This window comes from Leptolyngbya sp. FACHB-60, assembly GCF_014695775.1.
Classification (GTDB): domain Bacteria; phylum Cyanobacteriota; class Cyanobacteriia; order Phormidesmidales; family Phormidesmidaceae; genus Nodosilinea.
In genome coordinates this window covers 81,649-105,975 of sequence record NZ_JACJOX010000049.1, presented here as the reverse complement: position 1 = coordinate 105,975, position 24,327 = coordinate 81,649, and the positions used below count along the sequence as shown (strand labels likewise).

Here is a 24,327-nt window from a genome sequence, read left to right as displayed (position 1 = left end):
TTAACGAAGCCAGCCTATGCAGTAGTTTCATCTCAAGAGTGCTCGATCGCTACCCCGCCTTCGCAGACTCCGTCGCCTGCGCTTTCGCCCGGCTACCCTGCTGCGCAAATCGCCGCCCCATCTCATCAATCAAGTCATCTAACCCCGCCACGCTGCCATTCGCCTTCGCATAGCGATAAACCTCCAGCGCCGCCCGATAGGCCTCATCCCCCGCAGCCACCGCCGTATCATCCACCAGCTCACGCAGTCGCGTCAGCGCCAGCAGCATCGGCTGTAGCGCCTCAAACAGCTCCAAATCGCGGCGCATTTCAGTAATATCAAACGATCGCGGCAAAAAGTCTGGCGTCTGTGTCGCAATCTCCAGCGCCTTGCGCGTAAAGGCCCGGTTGCGGTCTCCTAACTTCGTCATCGATCGCCGCTCCTGCGGCCCCACATCAATCAAAAACGACAGCTTCTGGTTGATCTGAGCGATCAAATCCATCACCTCATGCTGGTCGGTCACAGACAGGTTAGAGCTAATTCGGTTTATCGACATTTGGGTAGTGCTCCTTAATGGTTTACCACCCTAAAGTTGCCCAAAAGTTTGGGGCCTGCTCACGCTATAAACGAGGGCTGCGATCGCAGTTGACCCATACTGTGACCAAGGGTATCGCCCTTGAAAGACGTACGATGGGGGTTGCTCCTCTGCCTCAATGTTGCGGTTGGCAATGCAGCTTGAATGAACACCTACCTTATCTTTTGGATTCTTGGCTTTGGCACCCTCTGGGCAGGGCTAAAGCTGTTTGACGATGAAGTAATACTCATCGTGACGATGCTGGTTGGCTCAGGGTTAGTGCTGGTCGGTCTAATTGCAGCTCCCGACGGACTACAAGCTGTCGTTGAGGTAGCTTTGGTAATTGTCCTGTTCCGCCTCTGCATGGAGTGCATCAGCCGGGGCGAGAGCGGTTAGTTCCACCAAAAATCCCCTCTGCCTCTACTGCTCTTGAATTAGCCTCAGGTAGTTTTGCTTGAGCTGAATGTGGCTCTGGCTGAGGCGATCGGACAAATTCTTTTCTACATCCGACAGCTGTTCCCAAAATAGCGAAGAGCGCTTGGTGCCAATATACTCTTGCCAAAGCTGCTCTAGCAATTCAGCGGCAACTGGGCTTTCAGTTTTGAGGTCCCCGACTACCTCCTGAAAAGCCTGATGAGCTTCAGGATGCTGCTGCACTTCTTTGGCCAGGCCAATGGCGGTTTGCAGGCGAGCCGATAGGTCGGTGGGGAGAGTCATAGGAGTAATGGTTTTATGATTGCCTGTTACAAATCTAAGCAACCTGACCTTTCTCGACAAGGAAAGCCTGACTATTGGTTCATTTCTGGCTACTGCGGCGGGCAGAGATTGGGGTAGATTCATAGGGGGTTCGCCCGCTGGCGTTACGCCAATTCCATTTACGTTAGCTACACTCCCTAGACCTATGGCCAAACAGCGCATTCTTTCGGGCATTCAGCCAACGGGCAACCTACACCTGGGCAACTATCTAGGGGCAATTCGCAACTGGGTTGACCTGCAAGAAGAATACGACGCCTTTTTGTTTATGGCCGACCTCCACGCCATTACGGTGCCCCACGACCCCAAACGGTTGGCAGAAGATACCTATAAAGTGGCGGCCACCTACATTGCCTGCGGCATTGACCCCAACAAGGCCACTATCTTTGTGCAGTCGCACCTGTCGGCCCACTCAGAACTAGCCTGGTTATTTAACTGCATCACCCCGCTCAACTGGCTAGAGCGCATGATTCAGTTCAAAGAAAAGGCGATTAAGCAGGGGGAAAACGTCAGCATTGGCCTGCTCGATTACCCGGTGCTGCAAGCCGCCGACATTTTGCTCTACGAGCCTGACTTAGTGCCCGTGGGCGAAGACCAAAAGCAGCACCTAGAACTCACCCGCGACATTGCAGCCCGGCTCAATTTTCAGTTTGGCAGCGAAGAAAACCCGGTGCTCAAGGTGCCCGAACCGATGATTCGCGCTGAGGGGGCGCGGGTGATGAGCCTAACCGACGGCAGCAAAAAAATGTCGAAGTCAGACCCCTCTGACCAGAGCCGCATTGATCTGACTGACCCCACCGATGCGATCGTCAAAAAGATTAAGCGGGCTAAAACCGACCCCGAGCGGGGGCTGTGGTTCGATGACCCAGCCCGGCCCGAGTGCAACAACCTGCTGACCCTGTATATGCTGCTATCGAACCAGACCAAAGAGGCGGTGGCGGCAGAGTGCAAAGAGATGGGCTGGGGCCAGTTCAAGCCACTGCTAGCCGACACGGCGGTGGCCGCCCTCGAGCCAATTCAGACCCGGTTTAACGAGCTGATGGGCGATCGCCCCTACCTGGAAAGCATTCTCAGAACCGGGCGCGAAAAGGCGGGCGACGTCGCCAACGCTACCCTGGCTCGGGTAAAAGACGCCCTAGGCTACTCTAAACCGCTGTAGCTGGCAAGATATACTAATCAATTCAATCACCCCTATTCGTACAGATCCAAAGGAGGATGGCTTGGCTTCTGCACCCCTGGGTTATCGACTGCGCACGGCGGCCCAAGCCGACCAGTTTTTGGTGACGGCAGAGGTCATGCCGCCCAAGGGAGGCAACCCAGAGCACATGCTGGCCATGGGCCAAATGCTCAAGGGTCGAGTGCATGCCGTCAATGTCACCGACGGCAGCCGAGCGGTAATGCGCATGTCGTCGTGGGCCGCGGCGCTGCTGCTCCAGCAGCAGGGGATCGAAGCGGTATGCCAAATGGCCTGCCGCGATCGCAACCGCATTGCCCTCCAGGCCGACCTGATGGGAGCCCACGCCCTTGGGCTGCGCAACGTTCTTGCCCTCACCGGCGACCCGGTCAAAGCCGGCGACCACCCCGAAGCGCGATCGGTGTTTGACCTAGAGTCAGTGCGGCTGCTCAAACTGCTGGCAAAACTCAACTTTGGTGTAGACAGCCACGACAAGCCCCTCACCGATGGCGCGCTAGATCTGTTTGCCGGAGCTGCGATCGATCCGCAATCGACCAGCTGGTCGGGGTTGCAGCGCCGTTTTGAAACGAAGGTCAAGGCGGGGGCGCAGTTCTTTCAAAGCCAGCTAATCACGGATTTCGATCGCCTGGCCAAGTTTATGGATCAGGTGGCGTCTGGCTATAATCGCCCCGTGCTCGCCGGAATTTTCCTGCTTAAGTCGGCCAAAAACGCCAATTTCATCAACCGCAACGTGCCTGGGGTCAACATTCCCCAGACTATTGTCGATCGCCTGGCTGCTGCCTCCGACCCCCTACAGGAAGGAGTACAGATTGCCGCCGAGCAGGTGCAGGCCGCCCGCCAGATATGCCAGGGAGTGCATCTCATGGCCGTGCGCCGCGAAGATTTAATTCCCCAAATCCTCGACCAGGGGGGGGTAGCTCCAGTCGATGCGGCCTTAGCCGAGCGGTAGCGCCTGGCGCTGAGCCACACGCTGGGCCACGGGCACCAGCTGCAAATTTCCCGGCGGAGCCAGGGTGAGGCCACGGCGCACGGGTTTGAGCGGACGCCGCAGCTCCTTGGGTAACTCCATCTGCCAGTGGCGCAGAATTGTTGCCAGCACTAGCTTCATTTCCATCAGCGCAAAGGCCGAGCCAATGCAGCTGCGGTGGCCGCCCCCAAAGGGAAGATACTCGGCGGGCGAATACTGCCGTTCTAAGAAACGCTCGGGCCTGAAGGTATCGGGTTCAGGGTAAAGATCGTCCCGATGGTGCACCAGGTAAACATTGAGAAACAGCACCGACCCAGCCGGAAATTCGTAACCCGCCACCGTCATCGGCCGACTGACGATGCGAATGCCCGTGGTAGGCGCGACAGGGTAAATGCGCAGGGTCTCCTGGCAGACGGCGGTAAGGTAGGACAGGCTGGCATCAGCCAGAGGGTCGGGGGATGGACCTACAGCATCTAGCTCTTGGTGTAGACGCTCATTCACCTCGGGCACCCAGTGCACCCAGTACAGAGCCCAGGCCAGAGCAGAAGCCGTGGTTTCATGGCCCGCCACCAGCAGCGTCATCAGCTCGTCATGCAGTTCGCCGTCGCTGAGGGGTTCGCCCTGGGCATCGCGAGCGCTGATCATCAGCGAGAGAATGTCAGTGCTGTTGGAATAGGGCTGCTGGCGGCGATCGCTAATCTCGGCGTAGATCAGGGCATCAATCTCAGCTTTGATTCGCACAAACTTTCCCCAGGGGCTCATTGGCCCCCAATCTTTCTGCAGCCTTGGAAAGAAAATAAAAAAAGCGCTAAAGGGAGTGCCCAACCCCTCTAGCAATGTACTGAGCAGCTGTCGCAGGCGATCGTAGCGATCGCCGTCACCCAGACCAAACACGGCTTTTAAGATCACCCTCAGGGTAATGTCCTGCATGGCGGCTCGCACATTGAAGGCCGTACCCGGCTGCCAGGCGGCGATCGCCTGCTTTGTCAGAGTGCAGATGACGTCACCGTAGGCACGCATGCGATCGCCGTGGAATGGTGGCATCAGCAAACGACGGTGACGGCGGTGACGCTCTCCATCCAGCAGCAGCAACGACTGCTCGCCCAGCAAAAAGGTCAGCCCACTCCCCGCGCTTTGGGAGGGAATGTGAAACTGAGCCGCATCGGCCTGAAAAATACCCTGAATCACCGCCGGGTCAGCCACATAGACTGACGGCGGCGGTCCCTTCCCCACCTGAAACACCGGCCCGTAGCGCCGGTAGTTGTCTTCAAAATAATCTAGCGGCCGCAGAATGAGCCTGGGTGCGCGCTGCCAAAAGGGAGTATTAGAGCCAGGAAGAGTAGGCATGCTAAAAAGATGTACAGAGCATTGAAGCAGCAAGCATTCATTCAGCCACTTCAATGCTAGACCATCTCAAAGGCATACCTGCCCCACCATCACAGGAGTCGATTTGCTCTCGCTAAAAACTAGTCAGAGCGGGCTGTAAACGACTAGAGCTAAGCTGCTGCTGTTGATACGAGCACTGCTCCAGGCTGTGCTGAAACAACCATCGGCGGCTCTCGGGCGTATCGGTGATCCACTGTTCGATCAGCTGATGCCACTTAACCGGCAGCTGCAACCTAGACCAAGCAGCAGCAGAGCTTAGAGACAGCGTCTGGTACAGCTCTGCATTGGTCAGCAGAGTTTTGATGCAGTAGGCCAGCGCAGCAACATCTTTTTCGGGGAACATCAACACATCTCGTCCCAGTTCGAATTTACCCAAAAACATCGGGTGGTCAGAAAGAATCAGCGGCGTTCTAACGGTTAAAGCTTCGTAAATGGTCAGCGGCAAACCCTCAGGATAGGCATGGCGGCTAGGAACCAGCACAACATCAGCCCAACGCATTTTTGCCAACACCTGATCGTGAGATAAGCCACCTACCAGCGTCACCTGCTCGTCTAACTCTAGACGACTAATTTCAGCTCTAAACCAATCAAGTTCTCCCTTACCAATTAAGGTCAGGTTAGGAGTAATACCAGACTGCTTTAACTCCACTAGGGCGTTTAAAGCGTCGCTCACTCCCTTCACCTGAGCGATGCGGCCGACATAGACAATATTTTTATTGTCGATAGTTGATTTCCCCAGTTTTTTTGGCGCAAAATCTTTAGGAGTAATTTCGTAAGGAAAATCCCATGGAATAATTTTGCTGGGCTTAACGCCGATATGTTTTAGGGAATGACACGCGCTCAAACCATGGTTAGCCACTAAGTCAACAGCTTCGTTATTCAACGTGGTTGACAGGCGAAAGTTGCGAAGCTTTGTCGATAGCCCGCTGCCTTGAAAGGAATCGGCAAACAAGCCCATTACTCTTACGTTATTTTGCTTAGCCCACTTAAACGCAGCGGCCAACGGGAAGTGAACCACAAGATGGGTAGGTTTTTGCCGTTGAAGCAAATCCAACAGCCGTTTTGGCTCTTTATAGGGATCAAGGTTACCACCTACAGCTCTAAGGCCAGGCGCTAAAAGTTCGCTATATTCAGAACTGGTTTGACAGCAGACATGAATAACCTCGTCAATCTGGCTACCTATTCCAATAGAGCTTTCTATAGTGTATCGATGGCTGAAATATTCCTGTTTACCTGACTGAGTAAGTAGGTGATAAGCCTCTCGAAAATCACCAGCATACTGAAGAATCACTAAACGGACTTGGGTTAGGACAGACATAATTACTCAATCCGCTAGAGTTACAACCATACTTTTAATTGGTCAGACACACAAAACGCTGTGCGTACAATTTTAGAATCTTCGAAATAACAGATAATTACTCAAGCCAACTAGTCTGTGCAGAAGGAGTACATCCTCCAGCAAGCAGATATTAAGCCAGCTCTTAAACTCTTGAATCAAAGAATAAGGACGGCGTCAAAAACCTAATAGTTCCCTTTTAAAAATCCAATAGTTCCCTTTCAAAGCTAGCAGACTGGAATTCGTTTCTTGCAGCTATTAGTTTTTTTAGACATTTATTCAGAGGTAAAACCTTGCAAGCCAGAGCATCGGAATTCTGAGCTGATTAAGAAAGCACAAAGGTAGAAGCTAAGTCTTAGCTGTCCACCGCAGTAAGTTAGGCGGAAGACACTAACTCACAGACATAGTCTATCTACAGCCAACTGCTTCTGTTTTAAAGGAAGGCGAGATCTAAGAAAGCTTTAGATAAACTTCAAAAGTATAAACTTATTTAAAGGTATTTAAAGGCAAAGAAAGCAAATTAGTTCACAGGTATGTGAAGCCATTGCAAATTTATAATGTTTTTGTTAATTAGGTCACATTCCATTTTGAAGCGTGGCCCTAACGAGTTTGTTGGTTACGTACTTTTTTGTGCTGTAGCGGTCTCAGTATCGCTATACGCCAGGTTTCACCAGCACAGATGAGATGCTTTAAACCGCACGTTTACCGGTACAACTGTATCAGCATTTTGCTACAGCATAATGACTATTAGTACTTAGACCGAAGTTATAAGAACTCGCGTAGGAACTCGTGAGGTTCTATATCCCATGGCGGTTCGGGCACTAGGTAGCTAAGGCGAGTCAGAATGTCGGCTTCAACGGCGACCATGTGCTCATGATCAAAAATCTCTGTCAGCGCTTGGCGATCGCGATCGCCAAGCGGAGCCAGCGGGTTCGCCAATTGAGAAGCCAAGTCTGCCAGTGAATAGAGCGCCGCTGTAGTCTCATCAACCGTCGGCTCCAGCTGGCAACGACGCGATTTCAAGACGGCTCCTGTTTCTAAAATGCCGCATGCTTTACGCGGCTCTACTCGCAGCCGAGGCGCAATATCCTTAACAGGTCGTAGAGCTACTGGGCCGCACAGGCATACCTTCAGTGTAAATGCCGAGGCGAAGTCATCACTCTACCCCTAAGCCAGCGTTACAAACAGGGCTGTAGGCTTTAAGGCTTAGGCATTGGAGCGCTGCTGCTTTAGGTAGGCAAAAACCGATTTATCGCCAATATCAGGCACAATCGGCTGTACAGCCTTGCGCAGCGCAAATACCAAAAACAACATTGCCCAGACCGCTAGCAGGGTTTGCTTAGCCTCCAGCGGCAGCACACCAAACAAGTGGCCCAGCAGCAGCAGCGGCACCAAAGGCGTTAGCAGCTTAGTCTCTATACGGTCGAAGCAAAAGGCTTCCTTAAAGAAAATACCGGCCAGCGCTACGAAAGTAAAACCTAAACCCCAAAGTACCGCAGGAGTTTCTACCACCGTTTGAGCTAAAGGGCCATCAATTCCGTGGGAAAGCACCAGCGACGCCAGTCCGCCCAAAAGCCAAACTCCTTGGAGCACTCGGTGCAGCGGCACCAAGTAGATGTGAATTGTAGCTAAGCTCAACCCCAAGCCCAGCCAAAATAGCGTGTAGAGCAGGCTGATAGACTGCACCAGGGTAGAGTTTTGGTTGAATCCCAGGGCCAGAACCGTACCCAGGCCAAAGGCTAGAGCCGCCACCATCAGACCCGTGCGGTAGAGCACGACCCCTCGGCGATCGTCCTGGGTAATGGTGTAGTCGCCGAATTGCCCGGTGTAGACTGCCGGAGCCGACAAAGGGGTTTCGTTTATAGCGCTGTCCATTGGCATTTGTCCAGTAGAGACTACGGTTGACCCGTGTCCCTATCTTATCGAGTTAAGGCCTATCGAGTGAGCGCCGGTTGTGTAGGCAGGGTGATGGCAAAACAGGTCTGCTGAGTATCACTAGTAACGGTTATATCGCCCCCCAGGTAGGCGATCAGCTTTTTCACCAAAGCCAACCCCAGCCCTGTCCCCCCCTGCTTCCAAGGGTCGGCGCTGGGCACTCGATAAAACTTGTCAAAAATCCGGGTCATCTCCTCTGCCGGAATTGTCACTCCAGTGTTGGTGAGGGCGAGGCATACTTGTTCGCTAGGGGCAGCTGGGCTGGGCAAAACCGCCAAGGTGATGTCTCCCCCCGGCGGAGTGTATTTGCAAGCATTGTTTAACAGTTCAGCTAGCACCCGCTCCAGGCTGGCCACGTCAGTGTGCAGCACTGGCAGGGTCGAAGTTGCTACTAACTTCAGCGTTTGATTGCGACTTTTAGCGCGGGTTACAAAGCTGTCAATCCAGCCTGCGAGCCAGGGTTCTAGCAAAATGGGTTCCGGCTGAATGGGATGATTGCCCACGTCCAGTCGCTGGAGATCGAGCAGATCGTTGATCAGGCTGATTTCACGCTCGCACTCCTCTTGCAGGATGCCGTAGTAGCGGCCAATGCGGGTCCGCTCAGTCTTGGGCTTTTGCAGATCGGCAGTGAGGTCAAATTCTTGATTAAGGGTGACACCCAGCAGTTGCAGTGCCACACGCATGCTGGTCACCGGAGTGCGCAGCTCGTGGGAAACAGTGCTAAGGAAATCGTCTTTGAGGGTGTTGAGCCGCTCTAGCTCGGCGACCTGCGACTGGGCCGCCTGGTACAGCCGCGCCTGGCGAATGGCGATCGCACATTGGTTAGCCACCTGCTGCACTAGGCGAATCTCAATATCGTTAAAGCCGTAGTCGCGATCGTTGATCAACCAAAGATCGCCTAGCACCCCCCGATCATCCACCACAGGGCAGGCCAGCATGGCGACATAGCCCCGCACCGGATTCGGCTCCACCGAGCAGAACTGAAAATACTGACCATCCAGCAGCTGGTGGTACACCTCCGGAAAGGCCTCCATCTGAGCGACTCGGCCCTGGTACGACGGGCTAGAGCTGTTGTACTCGTAATAGATGGTCGAGGTGCCCTGTTCCAAATCATAGAGCGATGTATTCGATCCCTTCACCTCCAGGGCCTCGGTCAGCTCCTTCACCGCCGTCAGCATAATCTGATTGACATCGAGACTGTCGCGTACCCGGTCGGTAATCCGTTTGAGGGTCGCCTCAAACTCAAGGGCAGTCTGCAACTCCTCGGTTCGCTGGGCCACCTGCTGCTCCAGGTCAGTATTCAACCGCTGCACTTGGTTGTAGAGGCGAGCCTGCTTGATGGCACCGCCTACTTGGGTGGCCACCTCCCGCAAGGTCTCGATTTCCCAGGCGGCCCAGGGGCGGGGGCCGCTGCAGTTGAGAGCACACACCAAGCCGTAGAGAGCGTCCCCCTGCACAATCGGCATCACTAGGCAGGCCTTGACCTGGGCCTGAGCAAACTTAGCCAGATAGGCCGGTGGCAGGTGAGCCGTGGCCATGTCGTCGATCACCTCCATCTCGCCCTGGCGGTAGCGCATCAAGTCCGCAGGAGTAAAGCTGAGGTCGGTCTGAGCTGTGACCGCGTTGGCCATAGCGCCACTGGCCGACTCGGCCACCACCCCGTTGTAGTCAGGGTCAAAGCTGTAAAACAGTACCCGGTCGATGCGCAAAAAGCGACGCACCTCGTTCACCGTCGTTTGCAGCAAGTCTTCAGAATTGAGCGATTGCAGTAAGTGCTGGGCGATCGCCCCCAGCAGCCGCTCACGCTCCGACTGCCGCTGTAGGGTCTGCTCCACCTCATGAAGGGGGGTCATGTCCTGTAGACTCACCATCAGCTGAGGTTCACGGCTAGCAGCCCCAAATCGTCGCACTGTCGCCAGCAGTCGACGCCGCTCCCCGGCTACCTCAGCAATCTCCACCACAGCGGTTTGCTCGTCGCCACTGGCCAAGGCCCGCTGTCCCGCCGCCAGTAATAGCTGACCAACCTCCGGTGGCAGCACGTCCGCGCCCCATTGGGGTTCACCGCTAGCCCAGCGATCGCCCCCCAGCAGAGTCGCACAGGCTTGGTTGCAAAAGTGCCAGCGATCGCGAGCATCCGTTATCCAAAGTGGCGTCGCGATCGCATTGAGCACCTCTCCAAGGGTGGCGGCGGCCTCAGGTTGAGGCCACTCTCCCTGAAATGAGGAGTCGAGGGGCAGAGTAGACATATCCGTGGGGGTTCAGGAAAATTTAGGTGACAACAACCTTGGCAAAGAGGAGCGCATGCTCTATGAACACTATGCCCAGAGCCGCTTGAAAATACCCAGCTCGACCCTGCAAAAACCCATTGCCGAAAAACATTGCCCTAAGCTATTTGCTTAGCGCCACCCATGGTCTATAATCGTAGACCGTGCACATTTGCAGGCCCTATGAACGCAGAGGAAATCATCCGCTCGATTGAGGCGGAGCAGCTAAAGACCGACCTTCCCACCATCTACGTCGGCGACACTATCCGTGTTGGCGTGCGCATTCAAGAGGGTGGCAAAGAGCGGATTCAGCCCTACGAGGGCACCGTTATCGCCATGCGCAATGGCGGCATCAATCGCTCCATCACAGTGCGAAAGATTTTTCAGGGGGTCGGCGTTGAGCGAGTTTTTCTCGTCCATGCTCCCAAGGTGGCCAGCATTGCTGTGCTGCGTCGGGGTAAAGCCCGCCGGGCCAAGCTTTACTACCTGCGCGATCGCGTCGGTAAAGCTACCCGTCTGAAGCAGCGTTTTGATCGCCCAATCAACTAGAATTGAGTAAAGTTGGGTAGTGGTGCTAAAGTAGCACCTGGTTTCATGCGTCCTTAGTTCAGTTGGTAGAACGCGGGTCTCCAAAACCCGATGTCGGGGGTTCGAGTCCTCCAGGGCGCGCTGAGTAACGGCAGCGACATTTCCCCAAACTCTATAGCCCTAGGGTCAGCTAGAGCAACGGGATTTGTCACTGCCTTCAACTCGTAACTAAACCAGGAGTTATTAGCTCTTCGGCCTAACGTTTTCTCAGGTTAGCTAAGCCGGTTTTCCGGTCTGTGTTTTCCCGTTATTTCAGTGTGGATAAGCGCCAACAGGAGCCAAGCCAGTGGTTAAAAAAGACGCCGCAATAGAGTCTAAGGGTAAGACCGCAGACCCTCAGGTTGCTGAGCAAGGCTTTAGTGTAATGACCTTCTTGCAGGGCACTAAGGAAGAACTGGGAAAAGTTGTTTGGCCCAGTCGACAGCAGCTCATCAGTGAGTCTGCCGCCGTCATTCTTATGGTTAGCCTGTCCGCAACGCTGATCTATCTGGTTGACCGGCTGTTTGGGTGGATTTCGGGGCAAGTATTCTAATGGCGGTAACTGAAGAAGACTTTAACTACGACGACGCTCCCCTCGACGAGTCCTTAGACAGCGATCTGGAAGCTGAGCCTTCTGATGAAGGGGCTGGGCCATCTACAGAAGAAGGCAACGAGGGTGAAGCAGCCCGATTCTACCAGCGCAAAGCTCGGTGGTATGCCGTGCAGGTAGCATCTGGCTGTGAAAAGCGCGTCAAGCTCAATCTTGAGCAGCGCATTGGCACTCTAGATGTAATCAACCGCATTTTTCAGGTTGAGATTCCTCAAACGCCAGCGGTTAAGCTCCGCAAAGATGGCAGTCGTCAAAGTATTGACGAGAAAGTCTTTCCTGGCTACGTGCTGGTGCGCATGTATATGGATGACGAAGTTTGGTCGGTGGTTAAGAACACCCCCCACGTGATCAATTTTGTCGGGGCTGAGCAGCGTCGGGCCTACGGTCGCGGTCGTGGCCACGTTAAACCCATGCCCTTGGGCATGAGCGAGGTGAAGCGCATTTTCAAGCGCACCGAAGAGCAAAAGCCAGTGATCAAGGTCGACATGGCTCCGGGAGACAAAATTACCGTGCTCTCGGGTCCCTTCAAAGACTTTGAGGGCGAGGTGGTGGAAGTAAGCCCCGAGCGCAGCAAGCTGAAGGCTTTGCTGTCGATTTTTGGGCGCGACACGCCAGTCGAGCTGGAATTTAACCAAGTGGAAAAAGAGAGTTAATTAATGGCTAAGAAAGTTGTAGCGCTAATTAAGCTGGCACTTCCTGCTGGCAAGGCTAACCCAGCTCCCCCCGTCGGCCCAGCCCTGGGTCAGCACGGGGTAAACATCATGGCGTTCTGCAAAGAGTACAACGCCCGTACCCAGGAGAAAGTGGGTCTGGTGATACCGGTTGAGATCTCGGTCTTTGAAGATCGCAGCTTTACCTTTATTCTTAAGACGCCGCCAGCCTCAGTACTGATTAAAAAAGCGGCAGGCATCGAGAGTGGTTCGGGCGAGCCCCGCACCAAGAAAGTGGGTTCCATTACTCGATCTCAGCTCAAAGAGATTGCCGAGACCAAAATGCCTGACCTCAACGCCAACGACATTGAGGCAGCCATGAACATTGTTGAGGGTACCGCCCGCAACATGGGTGTTACCATTTCTGGCTAGGTCATTGCCCTAGCCCATTGGCTGTAACCCAAGTTTCACTTATTCACATTACGGGGAAGAGGCAGTTGCTTCGTTTGACCCCAAGGAGATCACCATGCCTAAATTATCCAAGCGCCTGCGCGAAGCCCAGGCCAAAGTAGAAGCAGACCGTCTCTATGAGCCCCTAGAGGCTCTAGAACTGCTAAAGGAAACCGCTACTGCCAAGTTTATTGAGTCGGCTGAGGCCCACATTCGCCTAGGTATTGACCCTAAGTACACCGACCAGCAGCTGCGTACCACGGTCATTTTGCCCAAGGGGACGGGGCAAACTATTCGAGTTGCCGTCATTGCTAAGGGCGAAAAAGTGGCTGAGGCCACCGCTGCTGGAGCTGATTTGGCGGGATCTGAAGAACTCATCGACGAAATTCAGAAAGGCATGATGGACTTCGACGTTCTGATTGCTACCCCCGACGTGATGCCTCAGGTAGCCAAGCTCGGTCGTCAACTCGGCCCCCGTGGCTTGATGCCCTCCCCCAAGGGCGGCACCGTAACCTTTGACTTGGCCAAAGCAATTGATGAGTTTAAAGCAGGTAAGTTAGAGTTTCGCGCCGATAAAACGGGCATCGTCCATGTTATGTTTGGCAAGGCCGACTTTAGCGCTGAGGATTTGCTAGTCAACCTCAAGGCGCTGCAAGAGACTGTCGATCGCAATCGTCCGTCTGGAGCCAAGGGCCGCTATTGGAGAACCGTAGCGATCGCCTCCACAATGGGTCCATCCATTCGCCTCGATGTGAACGCATTGCGCGACTTCAAGATGGGCGACGCGGCCTAGGCCAACAAGTTTTACCCAGCCAACCAGGAGTTACGCCAACTGACACAACCCCTCACAACTGCATAGACGACCGGAGACAGCAGGTAGCCGCCCAGCGCTGCATAAACCCTGCCGAGGTTGACGTAAATGACTACGGTGCTCTTGCCCAAGCTGAGCACTTCTGGTTGTTGGTCTACCCCGGCAGAGCTGTCGGGGTTTTGTTTTTATTAAGGGCTGAGTCCAAACCTGGATCGGGTAATTAAGTTCCCAATCCCCAACTTAAAGGAGGTGAGATCGATATGGGGAGAACCCTAGCGAATAAGAAAGAGCTGGTAGCCGAAATTCAGGCACTGCTAGACGATACCCAACTAGCCTTTGTGATTGATTACAAAGGTCTGACGGTATCGGAAATCAGCGACCTACGCAACCGGCTGCGCCCTAAGGGTGCTGAGTGCAAGATTGCCAAGAACACGCTGATGCGGATCGCTGTTGACGGCAACGAAAACTGGCAACCAATCACCGAGTTTCTCAAAGATTCTTCAGCTTTTGTGCTGGTTAAAGAAGACTTTGGCGGAGCGATCAAGGAATACCAGGCGTTCCAAAAAGACACCAAAAAAACCACCCTGCGGGGCGGTGTCATGGAAGGTCAGGCCCTGAACGAAGATCAGATTAAGGCCATCACCGAACTGCCTACCAAAGAAGAGCTTATGGCTCGTCTGGCTGGTGCGATCAAGGCGATGCCGACTCGGGTAGCCGTGGGCGTCAACGCCGTACCGACCAAACTGGCGGTGGGCGTCAAAGAGGTGCCTGCATCTCTGGCCCGTGCTCTCAAGGCAGTCTCCGAAAAAGATGCAGCTTAGGCTCATCTCGCACGATTTTGTCTGTGTTTAATTATTTTCAACCAGGAGTTAACCGGTAACTATGTCTGCTAAAACTGACGAAATTCTCGAACAGCTAAAGTCCCTTTCTCTGCTAGAAGCTTCCGAGCTGGTCAAGCAAATTGAGGAAGCCTTTGGTGTTGACGCCTCTGCCTCCGCTGGCGGCGGCATGATGATGATGGCCCCTGGCATGATGGGTGGCGGTGCCGCCGCTGCTGCCGAGCCCGAAGAAGAGAAGACTGAATTTGACGTCGTGCTCGAAGAAGTGCCCGCCGACAAGAAGATCGCCGTTCTTAAGGTTGTGCGCAGCCTGACCGGTCTGGGTCTGAAGGAAGCCAAGGATCTGGTGGAAGCCGCTCCCAAGGCCGTCAAGGAAGCCACCACCAAAGACGACGCCGAAGATGCCAAGAAGCAGATCGAAGAAGCTGGCGGCAAGGTCTCTATCAAGTAACCTAACGCTTTGCCGTTAAGGCAATGACGTTTGACACCTCCCCGTGGTTTCACGGGGAGCTTTTTCTATGGCTGGGTTGGTCTTCCCCACTCTGGACAGCGGACCTCTGGCTACCTAGTCCTGGTCTGCAAGGTTAAGATTAGATAGCCAGTTGAGTAGAGGCTAGTTATGGCGCAATACCTGAAACGGTGGGAGACGCCCCGTAAGCTGGGCCGCAATGACAAAGGTCGAGGCGGCACCGCCCGCCAACGCCAGCTGCAAAAACGACAGCAAACTTTGCGTAAGCACCTTGAGAGGCGATCGCCGTCTGAGCCAGGCAACAGCAAAAAGGGGGAGTCAATGGCTCCCCCTTTTTGATATCTATCCTCGTCCTACCTGAGAGATTAGCCAATCAGCAGTTCTTCTTCGGGATACTGAATGGAAGACGGTTTAGGATCACCCAGCAAGGCCGCCATAAACAGCAGTACGCCCACCCGTCCTAGGTACATGGTAAAAACGATTACGTACTTACCAACGTCAGAGAGGTCGGCGCTAATGCCCGTGGAAAGTCCTACTGTGGCAAATGCAGACACGGCCTCAAAAAAAATATCAATAAAGCTCACCGTTGGGTTGGTAAGAGAGACTAAGGCCGTGGCGATGACAACCGCAAGGCCTGACCCTACGACTACGGAGATTGCTTTCAGCACCCGAATCGTAGCAATCTGCCGCCGAAACACAAGAACCTGCTCTTTGCCTTGAAGCGCCATGCGAGTGCAGGCCAGCAGAATGCTGAGGGTAGTAGTTTTAATGCCGCCGCCAGTGCTGCCGGGGCTAGCCCCGACAAACATAAGGGCAATCATGATGAACAGTGAGGCGTTGCCCATGGCGCCAATGTCAATGCTGTTAAATCCGGCGGTGCGGGCGATAACAGACTGAAACCAAGCTAGCAGCAGCTTGTGCTGGGGAGCCACCGGCCCTAAAGTATCTGGGTTTTGGTACTCAATTAGCAAGAATGCTAGGGTGCCTAGTACTAACAGCACGGCGGTAGTGCTGGTAACAACTTTAAAGTGAAGAGAAAACGGGTTGCGGCAGCGGTTGCCGCTAAAGCGATGTCGGAGCCATGCCAGGAACTCCATAATTACTTGGTAGCCAATGCCACCGAGGATGACTAGGGTGGTGATCACCGCATTGACCCAGGGGTTAAGAGCATAGCCAATAATATTGTCTTCAAACAGGCTAAAACCTGCATTGTTGAAAGCGCTGACACTGTGGAACATAGAGAGCCATAGCCCATAGCTAGGCCCGTAGTCTCGACTGAAGATCGGATAAAGGCAAAATAGGCCCGTCAGCTCAATGACCAGCGTCATGGCAATGATAGAGAGGATTAAAGGCTTACCACCCGCTAGCACTGAATTATCCATAGACTGTTGAATGGCGAGTCGTTCTCGTAGCCCCAACCGTCGCCCCACCAGCAGCAGCAGGAAGGTGTTGACGGTCATGTAGCCTAAACCGCCCACCTGAATCAGAGTGAGAATTATTGCTTCGCCAAAGCCAGAGAAGTAGGTACCTGTGTCGACGACAATTAGCCCAGTTACGCAGACAGCGGAGGTAGCCGTAAACAGGGCTACCCGGGGATCGCCCCAGCCTTGCTGAGTGCTAGACATGGGCAGCGCCAATAAAAGAGTGCCAACGGCACTTAACACTAAAAAACCAAGGCATATGGTGCGCGGAACCGTCATCTGCATAAGTTGGGCATTCCGCAAAACACGGATTAGAGAGGCAACCCTATATTTCCACGAGTTGACGCTCTCGACCACTATGCCGCAAGATTTAACCGGCTAGCCACGCTGTTCTCTAGGTTTCGAGTTGTCATGACCAATGCCCTGTACAAAAAGATTCAAACTTTCTATGACGACTCCTCTGGGCTGTGGGAGCAAATCTGGGGTGAGCACATGCACCACGGCTACTACGGTGCCGATGGCCGCCAGCGCAAAAATCGCCGCCAGGCCCAGATTGATCTGATTGACGAGTGTTTGACCTGGGGGGGCATTACCCAAGCGGAGACTATTCTCGACTGCGGCTGCGGTATTGGCGGCAGCGCCCTTGAATTAGCAAACCGGTTTGGGGCCAAAGTGACAGGCATTACCCTCAGCCCAGTGCAGGCCCAGCGAGCTACAGAGCGGGCGACAGCAGCAAACCTAGCAGGCGATGCCGCGCCCTCCGCAACGTTTCAGGTTGCAGATGCTTTAAACACCCCCTTTGCCGACCACAGCTTTGACCTAGTGTGGTCGATGGAGAGCGGGGAGCACATGCCCGACAAGGTGGCCTTTTTGCAGGAGTGCTACCGGGTGCTGAAGCCAGGGGGCAAACTGCTGATGGCCACCTGGTGCCACCGCCCTACGAATTCGCTGGGAGGAGCATTAACCTGGCTAGAGCAGCGGCAGCTCGACTGGATCTATCGCGTCTATGGCCTGCCCTACGTGATTTCTCTGCCTGACTATGAGGCGATCGCCCAAAACTGTGGCTTTAGCCAGCTAAAAGCTGCCGACTGGTCGCTGGCGGTGGCCCCTTTTTGGGATGAGGTGATTGCCTCGGCCCTCAGCCTTGAAGGCCTGGCGGGGTTGCTGAAGGCGGGGCCTGGCACCCTCCAGGGCGCACTGGCGCTGGGGCCAATGCGCCAGGGGTTGTACAGCGGCCTAATTCGCTACGGGCTGCTGTGCGCGGTGCGCTAAGCCAGGTAACTCGACAAAAAAGGGTGAGTTCCGTATGGAACTCACCCTGGAGTTAGTGCTTAGTTGTGCCTTGGCTGACCTACTGAGGTCGTGCAGCTGGGCAGTCAATCGCCCGCACGGCAGCGGCGGCGGTATAGTCGCGCAGCGCGTTGGAGTTGGGCGCAAAGTTGGTCCCGGTTTCGTTGAGGGGGGTTGCGATCGCGCAGAAGGCCGCCATCTGCCTAATCGTGGACTCGCCCCAGTGACCGCTGATATCAGTAAAGGTAGGCGGGTTGCTAATGTTGGGAATAATTCCCCGAGTGGTCTGGTCGATGCCCGGCACCGGGCTGGTGCTGGTGGCATCGCCCGCGCCAGCATTAGCTCGAACGAGGGCTAGCTTGTAGGTCATCGCCATCAGTTCGGCCCGAGAGACGTTGTCGGTCGGTCGGAAGTTGCCGCTGCCAGCGTCACCCGCCACGATGCCCAACTGCTTAGCCTGCTGAATTTTGACCGCGCTCCAGCGGTTGGCGGCTACATCAGAGAAGGGAGCACTAAAGACTGACTGGGGCAGGTTAGCCAACGCCGAGGTCGGTAGAACTTTCCTAGCAGTTTCCATCATTACGGAAACTGCCTGCTCGCGGGTGAGCGGCGCGGTGGGCCGGAAGGTGCCATCTTCAGGGAAGCCAGAAATTACCCCTAGGCTAGACGCACGGGTGATCTCGGCAGCATAGCGGTTGCCCCGAATATCGTTGAAGGCCACGGCGGGTGGCGTCACGGGCGGCGTCACGGGCGGCGTCACTGGTGGCGTGCCACCGGTTTGCCCTCCCTGAATCTGGGCCAGGGTCAGTTCGTTGGTGAAATACACCAGGTGCGAGCTGACGATCGCCCCATTAAAGGTGCGCTTAGTCAGTGACCAGCCAGGGTTGAGATCAAGCTGCGTAAAGCCCGTGGGGCTAATGCCATTGGCGCGACCGATGGTGATGCGCTCGCGAGAGACGGTGCTAGGCGCAAATTGCAGCAGCAAGTCACCGTCGCGCTGGTTGACCTCAAATCGAACCCCCGACAGGTCTTGGCCCGCCAACCGGATAGCATAGCCATTGGTATCGCGTTGGAGGCGACAGACCCCCGTAAAGTCAAAGGTATTCCACAGGGCGTTTACTTGAGTGGGTTCGCCGCCAGGGTTGGCAATCGTCCAGCAGGGAGGGTTGGGCTGGAGCTGCTCCACAATATAGAGTCGGTAGGGTTGGGAGGTGCTACCCGGCACCGCCACCACCAAAAAATTGGCCTCATTGATAGCGATATTGCCAAAGGTCTGGGCCAGCAGCGTGCCTGTCTCGCGCACTGCTGGCTGAACTGAGGTGGGGTTGGGGGCAACGGCATGCCCTGCTCCGCCCACTACCCCGAGGGTAGCCGCAGTCAGCGCAGCCGCTTTCAAAATTGACATAAAATTCATGGTCACCCGTCCTAGTAGATAGCGATTTGTGATAGGGGGAATAGTTTCTTTACCTTAGCCCTGGTAATTGGGGGCAAACCTTTGAGCTCAACCACTTATCAGACCGTCTGATAGTCAAGCTGACAACCCAATATCAACAGCTGAATCTCAGTTACCCAGACCTAAAACCTGGGTCGCTGGCCCCAAGCCCAGACCTAAGCCAGCCACGGCCAACGGTCACGACCAAACAAACTCTTCTAAGCTCAATCCAAACGTATTAAGTCAGCAAACCAACTCACGATTTAGTTTAGAAAAGCCGCCATCATTGTAGGGGTATCACCACTATAGAACCCTAATTTTTGCGGGAATTACTTAGGATTCGTTGCAAAACCTCATCCTCATGGCTTTGCGTTTTCCTGTGATTTCCTCAAGGGCATCTCTAAATTTGAAATTCGTCTAAGGACGTTGGGGATAGTCCGGCAGGGGCGATCGCACGACTGACCGAGACCTTATAGCTCTCCTGCTGGGTGACCATGTCTACAGCAATGGCCTCAAACCACGCCTCTAAACAACCAAAGGGAGCCGTTAGCTGGAGATTGCCCTCAAGCTGCCCCTGGCCGTTGGGAAGCAAGTTGAGCACCTGGCGAGGCTCGTCGGCCAGGGTGCGGGTTTGGGGGTCAGTAATCCACACTTTGAGGTACAGGCGGTTGGGGTGAAAAGGCACCCGCAGAGTCACGACTACTGGCTCACCCGCAATCAGGTCACCCTCTGGTAGCTCCAGGAGGGGCATGGGCGGGGTCACCATCTCAGGTGGCTCGTCGGTCTGGGGGACAGGCACCGCCGCCGCTTCTAAGTCGCGCAGGGTGGGGTCCTCGTCTTCATAGATCACCACCTCGCCGACAAACGGGATAAACGGCGGCGGCTCAACCGGAGCTCCTACCAGAGTTTCCAGCGGGGCAGCGGCGACCTCGCTGCGCTGCTCGATCGCCTCCTGCTGAAGGTTGATGGCTAGATCGTTGAGTCGATTCCAAAAGCGGTCTTGCAGCTTGAGGTCTCTGAACCCCATGGCCTCGTGGGACATCAGCTGGGGTACCGCATCACGGGGTTTAGAAATGGCACTAGGAGATGCCTGCCCAGTCAAGATGGCAATGGAATCATCGGCCTGGGGCGGCGAGGCAATCGGCGGCAAGCTAAGCCCCCGGACTGGCTCTGGGCGGGGCGTAGCGGGATCGCTCAGACTGTCAGGGCTGCGATCGCCGGAGGGCGGCGGAACGGGGCGAGAGCGACCTACCAGGGGCAGCGACGGTTGACGGGCGGCCGCCTCGTGGGGAGAGGGATAGTAAATTTTGGGCGGCAACTCAGAACTGTTGCGGGGCAGAGTAAGAATGGGCATCTGCCGAGGCGGTGCCGACCGACCGACAATGTCCCAGGTTTTGAGATCGGGGGCAGGGGGCAGGGGAGAGGCCGGGCCTTCCTCCAAGTCTTCGGCTGGGAAGACAACGTCTAGACCTGATTCGGTTTCAGCCTGGTTGGCGATCGCATCAAACAGCGAGGCCACATCCACCGTGACCGTAAATCGCTGTAGGGCTGCTATCTCAGTCCCAACAAAGAGCCCTACTTCCCCTAGTAGCAGCCGGGTCGATAGCTGAGTGGGCACGGTTACGGTCAGCGTCATGGTGCTAGGCAGCATCGCCACCGCCAGCGGCACCGGAGCCATCGCCACAGTAACCGCTGTTTGGGGGTCCGATAGCCGTAGCACCAGGGTCAGAGGCGGGCAAGCGCCGTCAGAGGGGCCAGTCACCGTCGCCGTTAGCCCCAGGCTTTCACCAGCGCTGCCCAAGAGCGCCGCATGGGGCAGGGTCAGCCCGTAGGCCCAGGGAGCCTGAGCTGAGGCGGCCAGCTGACTCTGAAACGCGTCCATAGCAGCCGCTGCGGCCTGGAGCTCTATGATCGGAACCGAGGCGGCTTCAGCAGCTAGGGGTAGGCGAGAGGCGGCGATCGCGCCTAAACCAGCACTGCCGTCATCGGCAAACCAGTCGCCCTCGTCGGCGGAGTCTTGGGCCACCACCTGCAGTTGCACCGCATAGCGCCAGGGTGAGGGAGCATCGGCATCTTCTGGGTTTGCCTCTGGGGCGATCGCACTAGCGCATTGGATATCCCATGTTCCCTCACCTAAGCGGGTAAAGGGCATGACAACCATCAGGCCGTTTTCATTGATTTCGCCCTGGCGACGCAGGGTACGGCGTTGAGGCGGCACGCGATTCGTGAAGCGTTCGGGAACCGACTCAGAACGAGTATCCGTCCCGGAATCGCCCTCAGAGCGCTGGCGATTCCGGGACGGATCGCTTTGCGAATCGTGCAGGAGCTGGCCAATCTCAATATATACCGGGGTATTGGTGTGGCTCGTGTGGGCCATCACACGGTAGCGGCCCTCTAAAATTTCTACCTGGGAGGTGTCGAGGGGCAACCAGCTCTGGTCACCCTCCTTTTGCAGCAGAAATTCCCAATACTCCATAATCAAAGCCCCAGTTTAAGTCCTGAGTTTAAAGTCTGTTTTGGGAGACAAGCCACCCATGATGATTCAGGATACTCCCTAGAGGCAAACCTGTACTGTTACCCCAGCAAACATTCAGGCCCAAATCGTAGCAATGCCTACATTTTGAGAGAGCCTTCTTTCTATCTATCTACAGAGGGGCCTGCCTTTATCTCGCTCTAAGCTATAGAGGTAACCTCTTAGGAGATGATTACATTATGTCTATTGAAGATAGAGCTAAGGCCGCTGCCAAAGATGTTGAAGGCAAGCTTCAAGAAGGCGCTGGCAAGCTGACAGGCGATGACGAAGCTCAAGCCAAAGGCAAGGCCAAGCAAGCTGAGTCCGATGTGCGCCACGGTGTAGAAGACGCAAAAGATAACGTCAAGCGCGCCATTGACTAATGCTTTAAGCAGCTCTCTCAAGGGTGTCTAATCTTAAAAGCTCCGATCTGAAGAGGGTCGGAGCTTTTAATTGCTAAGGATAGCGGCGCTAGCTAGCGGCACCATGGCGCGTTTTGTATCATCACAGTCCTACGCACTGGCTTCCGACTGGCGATCGCAGCCCGATACATCTAGCCAGCTAGAATGCTGTTCAGCTCGGCCTCGGTCGCCCGAAACCCAACCAGCACAGCCTGGCCGTCTTTGACAAACAGGGGGCGCTTCAGCAGCATGGCATCGTTGGTGAAAGCGTTGACCCACTCAGGATCATCCCAAGTCTGCTTCTCATCTCCCAAAGCCCGGTAGGATTGCCCGGAGGTATTGCGCATGGGCTTGCTGCCTAGGCTGTCTACCCAAGCCGTGATCATGGCGCGGCTGGGAGGGTGTTCTCTGGTATTGATAAAGTCGTAGGCAAGGGCGCGGCCATCTAACCATTGCAGGGCTTTTTTGCAGGTGCTACAGGTAGGAATGCCATAGACTGTTAGCGTCATAGCGGCGATCGGTTGATGAATAGGTTCAAGTACAACACACAAAGAACGGGGATTAAAATGCCAAAAACGCCCCGGCGATCGAGACGTTTTTGCAGCACTTTAACCTCTCGTGAGGTGGCCTATTAGCTTAGGTGTCGTACACTCGGCACTCGTCAGCTTCGGGGTTGTTGTCGCAGTAGGTTTCTAAAGAGGTTTTATCGGTGCCTTTGTCGCGCTGGTGAGAGGCTTCTGCCTGAAGCTCTTCTACGGCATCCCAAGCGGCAGCACACTCCTGGGAGCTGCCACCAGTGGCATCACAGGCGGCCCGAGCACCTTCAATTTCTTTTTCAATGCGCTCTTTGATGTTCTCGCTCATATCCTTTCTTACCGTTTGTAAACAACTAGCGGGGGCCTGTGGCCTAGGCGGCAGGGCAAACTATTGATTTAGATTGTCAGATCCCGACTCCAGGCTCAGTATACTGCACCGATTCAGAGGGTTCGGCGGTGAAAACTCTACCCCATAGAGGCAAGGTTACGCCCTTGACAGACCCCCCGGTTGACCTAGATGAGGTCAGTATAAGTACTCATCACCCATTGTACACATCTCCACAATGGCCGGGGTAACCGCTGAACATTCTGGCCCCAAGTGAATTTACTTAGGGGGAGGAGCAATCCGATCTAGACTGGAACCACCCAAGGAGGGGGCTACCCAATGACCGACATTCCCCAACTCGACCACCTGCCCATGGAGTGGGCTAATGCGGTGTCGACCCGTCCCTCTCTAGAGGGAGCGGTGAAGGACGTGGTAGAGCAGCTTAAGGATCGATTGACGGGAGCCCCTGATCTGGGCATTGTGTTCATCTCGTCGTCGTTTACCAGCGAGTTTGCTCGCCTGCTGCCCCTGCTCCACGACCTCTTGCCCATACCGGCGTTGGTGGGGTGCAGCGGTGGCGGCATTGTGGGCATGGATGACCAGGGCCACCCCCAAGAACTAGAGGACGCCCCAGCCCTTAGTCTGACGCTGGCTCGGCTACCAGGGGTCACGGTACAGAGCTTTCATCTGTCGAGCGATGACCTCCCCGATTTAGATAGCCCACCCGACGCCTGGTCTGAGCTGATGGGGGTCGCACCAGAGGCCAACCCCCAGTTTATTTTGATGGCTGACCCGTTTTCATCCAAGGTGACCGACCTGCTCCAAGGGCTTGATTTTGCCTACCCCAGCGGCGTGAAGATTGGCGGTTTGGCCAGCGTCGATGGGTTTAATCGCCACAGTGGGCTGTTTTGCGATCGCACCCTACATACCGAAGGCGCGGTCGGGGTAGCCCTAACCGGGCCGATCGTGCTCGACACCATTGTGGCCCAGGGCTGTCGCCCCATCGGCCCGGTCTATCGGGTTGATAAGGCCGAGCGCAACATTTTGCTGTCTTTGAGTGACCCAGAGGACAGCGACTCGGCGCGCCCGCCCCTAGAGCTGCTGCAAGAGCTGTTTGAAACTCTGCCCGAAGGCGATCGCCAGCTCGCCCAGAGTTCCCTCTTCATCGGTATGGCTCAGGACAGCTTTAAGCTTAGCCTCAGCCCAGGTGACTTTTTGATTCGCACGCTGCTGGGGGTTGACCCCAAAATGGGCGCGATCGCGGTGGGCGATCGGCTGCGCCCTGGGCAACGCGTGCAGTTTCATCTGCGCGATGCCCACACCTCCGCCACCGATCTCGAAACCCTATTGCAGCGCTACCAGCAGCAGGCTCCTGTCGCGATCGCCCCCGCCGGAGCGCTAATGTTTGCCTGCATGGGACGCGGTGCGGGGCTCTATAACCAGGCCAACTTTGACTCCGGTCTGTTTGCCCAATATTTGCCCGGGCTCCCTATAGGAGGCTTTTTCTGCGGCGGCGAGATCGGCCCCGTTGGGCAGACGACGTTTCTGCACGGGTTTACATCGGTGTTTGGCATTTGTCGGCAGCCGTAGGGGGCGGGGAGAAGGCGGGGGATGAGGAAGTGAGG

Annotated in this window: 26 protein-coding genes, 1 tRNA gene and 1 other annotated feature; of the genes, 15 read left to right on the top strand and 12 right to left on the bottom strand. The window is 55.4% G+C overall.

Annotated elements, in window-relative coordinates:
• Nucleotides 1-49: 49 nt before the first annotated feature.
• Nucleotides 50-535 carry a hypothetical protein gene (locus tag H6F57_RS18300; RefSeq protein ID WP_190626167.1) on the bottom strand — a complete coding sequence of 162 codons (486 nt, stop codon included), beginning with the start codon at nucleotides 533-535 and terminating at the stop codon, nucleotides 50-52.
• A 183-nt stretch (nucleotides 536-718) separates the two neighbouring features.
• Here H6F57_RS18300 and H6F57_RS18295 point away from each other — a divergent pair, with 183 nt between their 5' ends.
• A complete protein-coding gene (locus H6F57_RS18295; protein ID WP_190626166.1) occupies nucleotides 719-949 on the top strand; it encodes a hypothetical protein in 231 nt (76 codons plus the stop codon).
• 24 nt (nucleotides 950-973) lie between these two features.
• Here the strand turns inward: H6F57_RS18295 and H6F57_RS18290 are convergent, their stop codons facing one another.
• Nucleotides 974-1,270 (bottom strand): hypothetical protein, encoded by a 297-nt coding sequence (locus H6F57_RS18290; protein ID WP_190626165.1) that lies wholly within the window; start codon nucleotides 1,268-1,270, stop codon nucleotides 974-976.
• 184 nt (nucleotides 1,271-1,454) lie between these two features.
• Here H6F57_RS18290 and trpS point away from each other — a divergent pair, with 184 nt between their 5' ends.
• Together trpS and H6F57_RS18280 are read left to right on the top strand one after the other, a co-directional pair.
• On the top strand, nucleotides 1,455-2,465 hold the full coding sequence (gene trpS / locus H6F57_RS18285; RefSeq protein WP_190626164.1) for a tryptophan--tRNA ligase: 1,011 nt from the start codon (nucleotides 1,455-1,457) through the stop codon (nucleotides 2,463-2,465).
• A gap of 61 nt (nucleotides 2,466-2,526) precedes the next feature.
• On the top strand, nucleotides 2,527-3,450 hold the full coding sequence (locus H6F57_RS18280; protein ID WP_277873719.1) for a methylenetetrahydrofolate reductase: 924 nt from the start codon (nucleotides 2,527-2,529) through the stop codon (nucleotides 3,448-3,450).
• Here the strand turns inward: H6F57_RS18280 and H6F57_RS18275 are convergent.
• The 5 genes from H6F57_RS18275 to H6F57_RS27655 form a co-directional block, all read right to left on the bottom strand.
• Nucleotides 3,436-4,815, bottom strand: a complete 1,380-nt coding sequence (locus H6F57_RS18275; protein WP_190626163.1) for a cytochrome P450 — start codon at nucleotides 4,813-4,815, stop codon at nucleotides 3,436-3,438. The two genes, H6F57_RS18280 and H6F57_RS18275, sit on opposite strands and share 15 nt — an antisense overlap.
• Nucleotides 4,816-4,927: 112 nt before the next feature.
• Complete coding sequence (locus H6F57_RS18270; RefSeq protein ID WP_190626162.1) at nucleotides 4,928-6,172, bottom strand: glycosyltransferase family 4 protein; 1,245 nt, start codon at nucleotides 6,170-6,172, stop codon at nucleotides 4,928-4,930.
• Between the two features lie 783 nt (nucleotides 6,173-6,955).
• Entirely contained in the window at nucleotides 6,956-7,213 is a 258-nt protein-coding gene (locus tag H6F57_RS18265; RefSeq protein ID WP_199289639.1) for a hypothetical protein, read from the bottom strand.
• 183 nt (nucleotides 7,214-7,396) lie between these two features.
• Nucleotides 7,397-8,065 carry a DUF2301 domain-containing membrane protein gene (locus H6F57_RS18260; RefSeq protein ID WP_190626161.1) on the bottom strand — a complete coding sequence of 223 codons (669 nt, stop codon included), beginning with the start codon at nucleotides 8,063-8,065 and terminating at the stop codon, nucleotides 7,397-7,399.
• A gap of 59 nt (nucleotides 8,066-8,124) precedes the next feature.
• Nucleotides 8,125-10,371 carry a GAF domain-containing protein gene (locus tag H6F57_RS27655; RefSeq protein WP_199289638.1) on the bottom strand — a complete coding sequence of 749 codons (2,247 nt, stop codon included), beginning with the start codon at nucleotides 10,369-10,371 and terminating at the stop codon, nucleotides 8,125-8,127.
• 201 nt (nucleotides 10,372-10,572) lie between these two features.
• On the opposite strand from H6F57_RS27655, the gene rplS reads away from it, so the two are divergent.
• The 9 genes from rplS to H6F57_RS18210 all read left to right on the top strand — a co-directional run bounded on the left by rplS (nucleotide 10,573) and on the right by H6F57_RS18210 (nucleotide 15,124).
• Complete coding sequence (gene rplS, locus H6F57_RS18250) at nucleotides 10,573-10,938, top strand: 50S ribosomal protein L19 (protein WP_073609590.1); 366 nt, start codon at nucleotides 10,573-10,575, stop codon at nucleotides 10,936-10,938.
• Between the two features lie 47 nt (nucleotides 10,939-10,985).
• Nucleotides 10,986-11,058, top strand: a tRNA-Trp gene (locus H6F57_RS18245).
• Between the two features lie 205 nt (nucleotides 11,059-11,263).
• A complete protein-coding gene (gene secE, locus H6F57_RS18240; RefSeq protein WP_347279975.1) occupies nucleotides 11,264-11,509 on the top strand; it encodes a preprotein translocase subunit SecE in 246 nt (81 codons plus the stop codon).
• On the top strand, nucleotides 11,509-12,219 hold the full coding sequence (gene nusG, locus H6F57_RS18235) for a transcription termination/antitermination protein NusG (protein ID WP_190626160.1): 711 nt from the start codon (nucleotides 11,509-11,511) through the stop codon (nucleotides 12,217-12,219). The genes secE and nusG overlap by 1 nt, the downstream gene beginning before the upstream one ends.
• 3 nt (nucleotides 12,220-12,222) lie before the next feature.
• Nucleotides 12,223-12,648 (top strand): 50S ribosomal protein L11, encoded by a 426-nt coding sequence (gene rplK, locus H6F57_RS18230; protein ID WP_190626159.1) that lies wholly within the window; start codon nucleotides 12,223-12,225, stop codon nucleotides 12,646-12,648.
• A 94-nt stretch (nucleotides 12,649-12,742) separates the two neighbouring features.
• Nucleotides 12,743-13,459, top strand: a complete 717-nt coding sequence (rplA, locus tag H6F57_RS18225; protein ID WP_190626158.1) for a 50S ribosomal protein L1 — start codon at nucleotides 12,743-12,745, stop codon at nucleotides 13,457-13,459.
• Between the two features lie 52 nt (nucleotides 13,460-13,511).
• Nucleotides 13,512-13,669: a sequence feature (ribosomal protein L10 leader region), on the top strand.
• 68 nt (nucleotides 13,670-13,737) lie between these two features.
• The gene (gene rplJ / locus H6F57_RS18220; protein ID WP_190626157.1) at nucleotides 13,738-14,298 is read left to right on the top strand and encodes a 50S ribosomal protein L10; all 561 of its coding nucleotides are present in this window, start codon (nucleotides 13,738-13,740) and stop codon (nucleotides 14,296-14,298) included.
• Between the two features lie 61 nt (nucleotides 14,299-14,359).
• Nucleotides 14,360-14,767: a 50S ribosomal protein L7/L12 gene (gene rplL / locus H6F57_RS18215; RefSeq protein WP_190626156.1), complete on the top strand. Its 408-nt coding sequence runs from the start codon at nucleotides 14,360-14,362 to the stop codon at nucleotides 14,765-14,767.
• A gap of 168 nt (nucleotides 14,768-14,935) precedes the next feature.
• The gene (locus H6F57_RS18210; RefSeq protein ID WP_190626155.1) at nucleotides 14,936-15,124 is read left to right on the top strand and encodes a hypothetical protein; all 189 of its coding nucleotides are present in this window, start codon (nucleotides 14,936-14,938) and stop codon (nucleotides 15,122-15,124) included.
• Between the two features lie 26 nt (nucleotides 15,125-15,150).
• Here H6F57_RS18210 and H6F57_RS18205 read toward each other — a convergent pair whose 3' ends face one another.
• Nucleotides 15,151-16,485 carry a TrkH family potassium uptake protein gene (locus H6F57_RS18205; RefSeq protein WP_190626154.1) on the bottom strand — a complete coding sequence of 445 codons (1,335 nt, stop codon included), beginning with the start codon at nucleotides 16,483-16,485 and terminating at the stop codon, nucleotides 15,151-15,153.
• Nucleotides 16,486-16,617: 132 nt separating this feature from the next.
• On the opposite strand from H6F57_RS18205, the gene H6F57_RS18200 reads away from it, so the two are divergent.
• Nucleotides 16,618-17,478, top strand: coding sequence for a methyltransferase domain-containing protein (locus H6F57_RS18200; RefSeq protein WP_190626153.1), 861 nt, complete (start codon nucleotides 16,618-16,620; stop codon nucleotides 17,476-17,478).
• A 79-nt stretch (nucleotides 17,479-17,557) separates the two neighbouring features.
• Here H6F57_RS18200 and H6F57_RS18195 read toward each other — a convergent pair whose 3' ends face one another.
• A complete protein-coding gene (locus tag H6F57_RS18195; protein WP_190626152.1) occupies nucleotides 17,558-18,910 on the bottom strand; it encodes a DUF3747 domain-containing protein in 1,353 nt (450 codons plus the stop codon).
• 418 nt (nucleotides 18,911-19,328) lie between these two features.
• Nucleotides 19,329-21,404, bottom strand: coding sequence for a hypothetical protein (locus H6F57_RS18190; protein ID WP_190626151.1), 2,076 nt, complete (start codon nucleotides 21,402-21,404; stop codon nucleotides 19,329-19,331).
• A gap of 236 nt (nucleotides 21,405-21,640) precedes the next feature.
• Between H6F57_RS18190 and H6F57_RS18185 the strand changes: the two genes are divergently transcribed.
• Nucleotides 21,641-21,823: a CsbD family protein gene (locus H6F57_RS18185; RefSeq protein ID WP_190626150.1), complete on the top strand. Its 183-nt coding sequence runs from the start codon at nucleotides 21,641-21,643 to the stop codon at nucleotides 21,821-21,823.
• Between the two features lie 170 nt (nucleotides 21,824-21,993).
• Here the strand turns inward: H6F57_RS18185 and H6F57_RS18180 are convergent, their stop codons facing one another.
• Together H6F57_RS18180 and H6F57_RS18175 are read right to left on the bottom strand one after the other, a co-directional pair.
• Nucleotides 21,994-22,350, bottom strand: coding sequence for a Spx/MgsR family RNA polymerase-binding regulatory protein (locus H6F57_RS18180; RefSeq protein ID WP_190626149.1), 357 nt, complete (start codon nucleotides 22,348-22,350; stop codon nucleotides 21,994-21,996).
• Between the two features lie 127 nt (nucleotides 22,351-22,477).
• A complete protein-coding gene (locus tag H6F57_RS18175) occupies nucleotides 22,478-22,705 on the bottom strand; it encodes a Calvin cycle protein CP12 (RefSeq protein WP_190626148.1) in 228 nt (75 codons plus the stop codon).
• Nucleotides 22,706-23,041: 336 nt separating this feature from the next.
• Here H6F57_RS18175 and H6F57_RS18170 point away from each other — a divergent pair, with 336 nt between their 5' ends.
• Nucleotides 23,042-24,292 (top strand): FIST N-terminal domain-containing protein, encoded by a 1,251-nt coding sequence (locus H6F57_RS18170; RefSeq protein ID WP_242024831.1) that lies wholly within the window; start codon nucleotides 23,042-23,044, stop codon nucleotides 24,290-24,292.
• The last annotated feature ends 35 nt before the right edge of the window (nucleotides 24,293-24,327 follow it).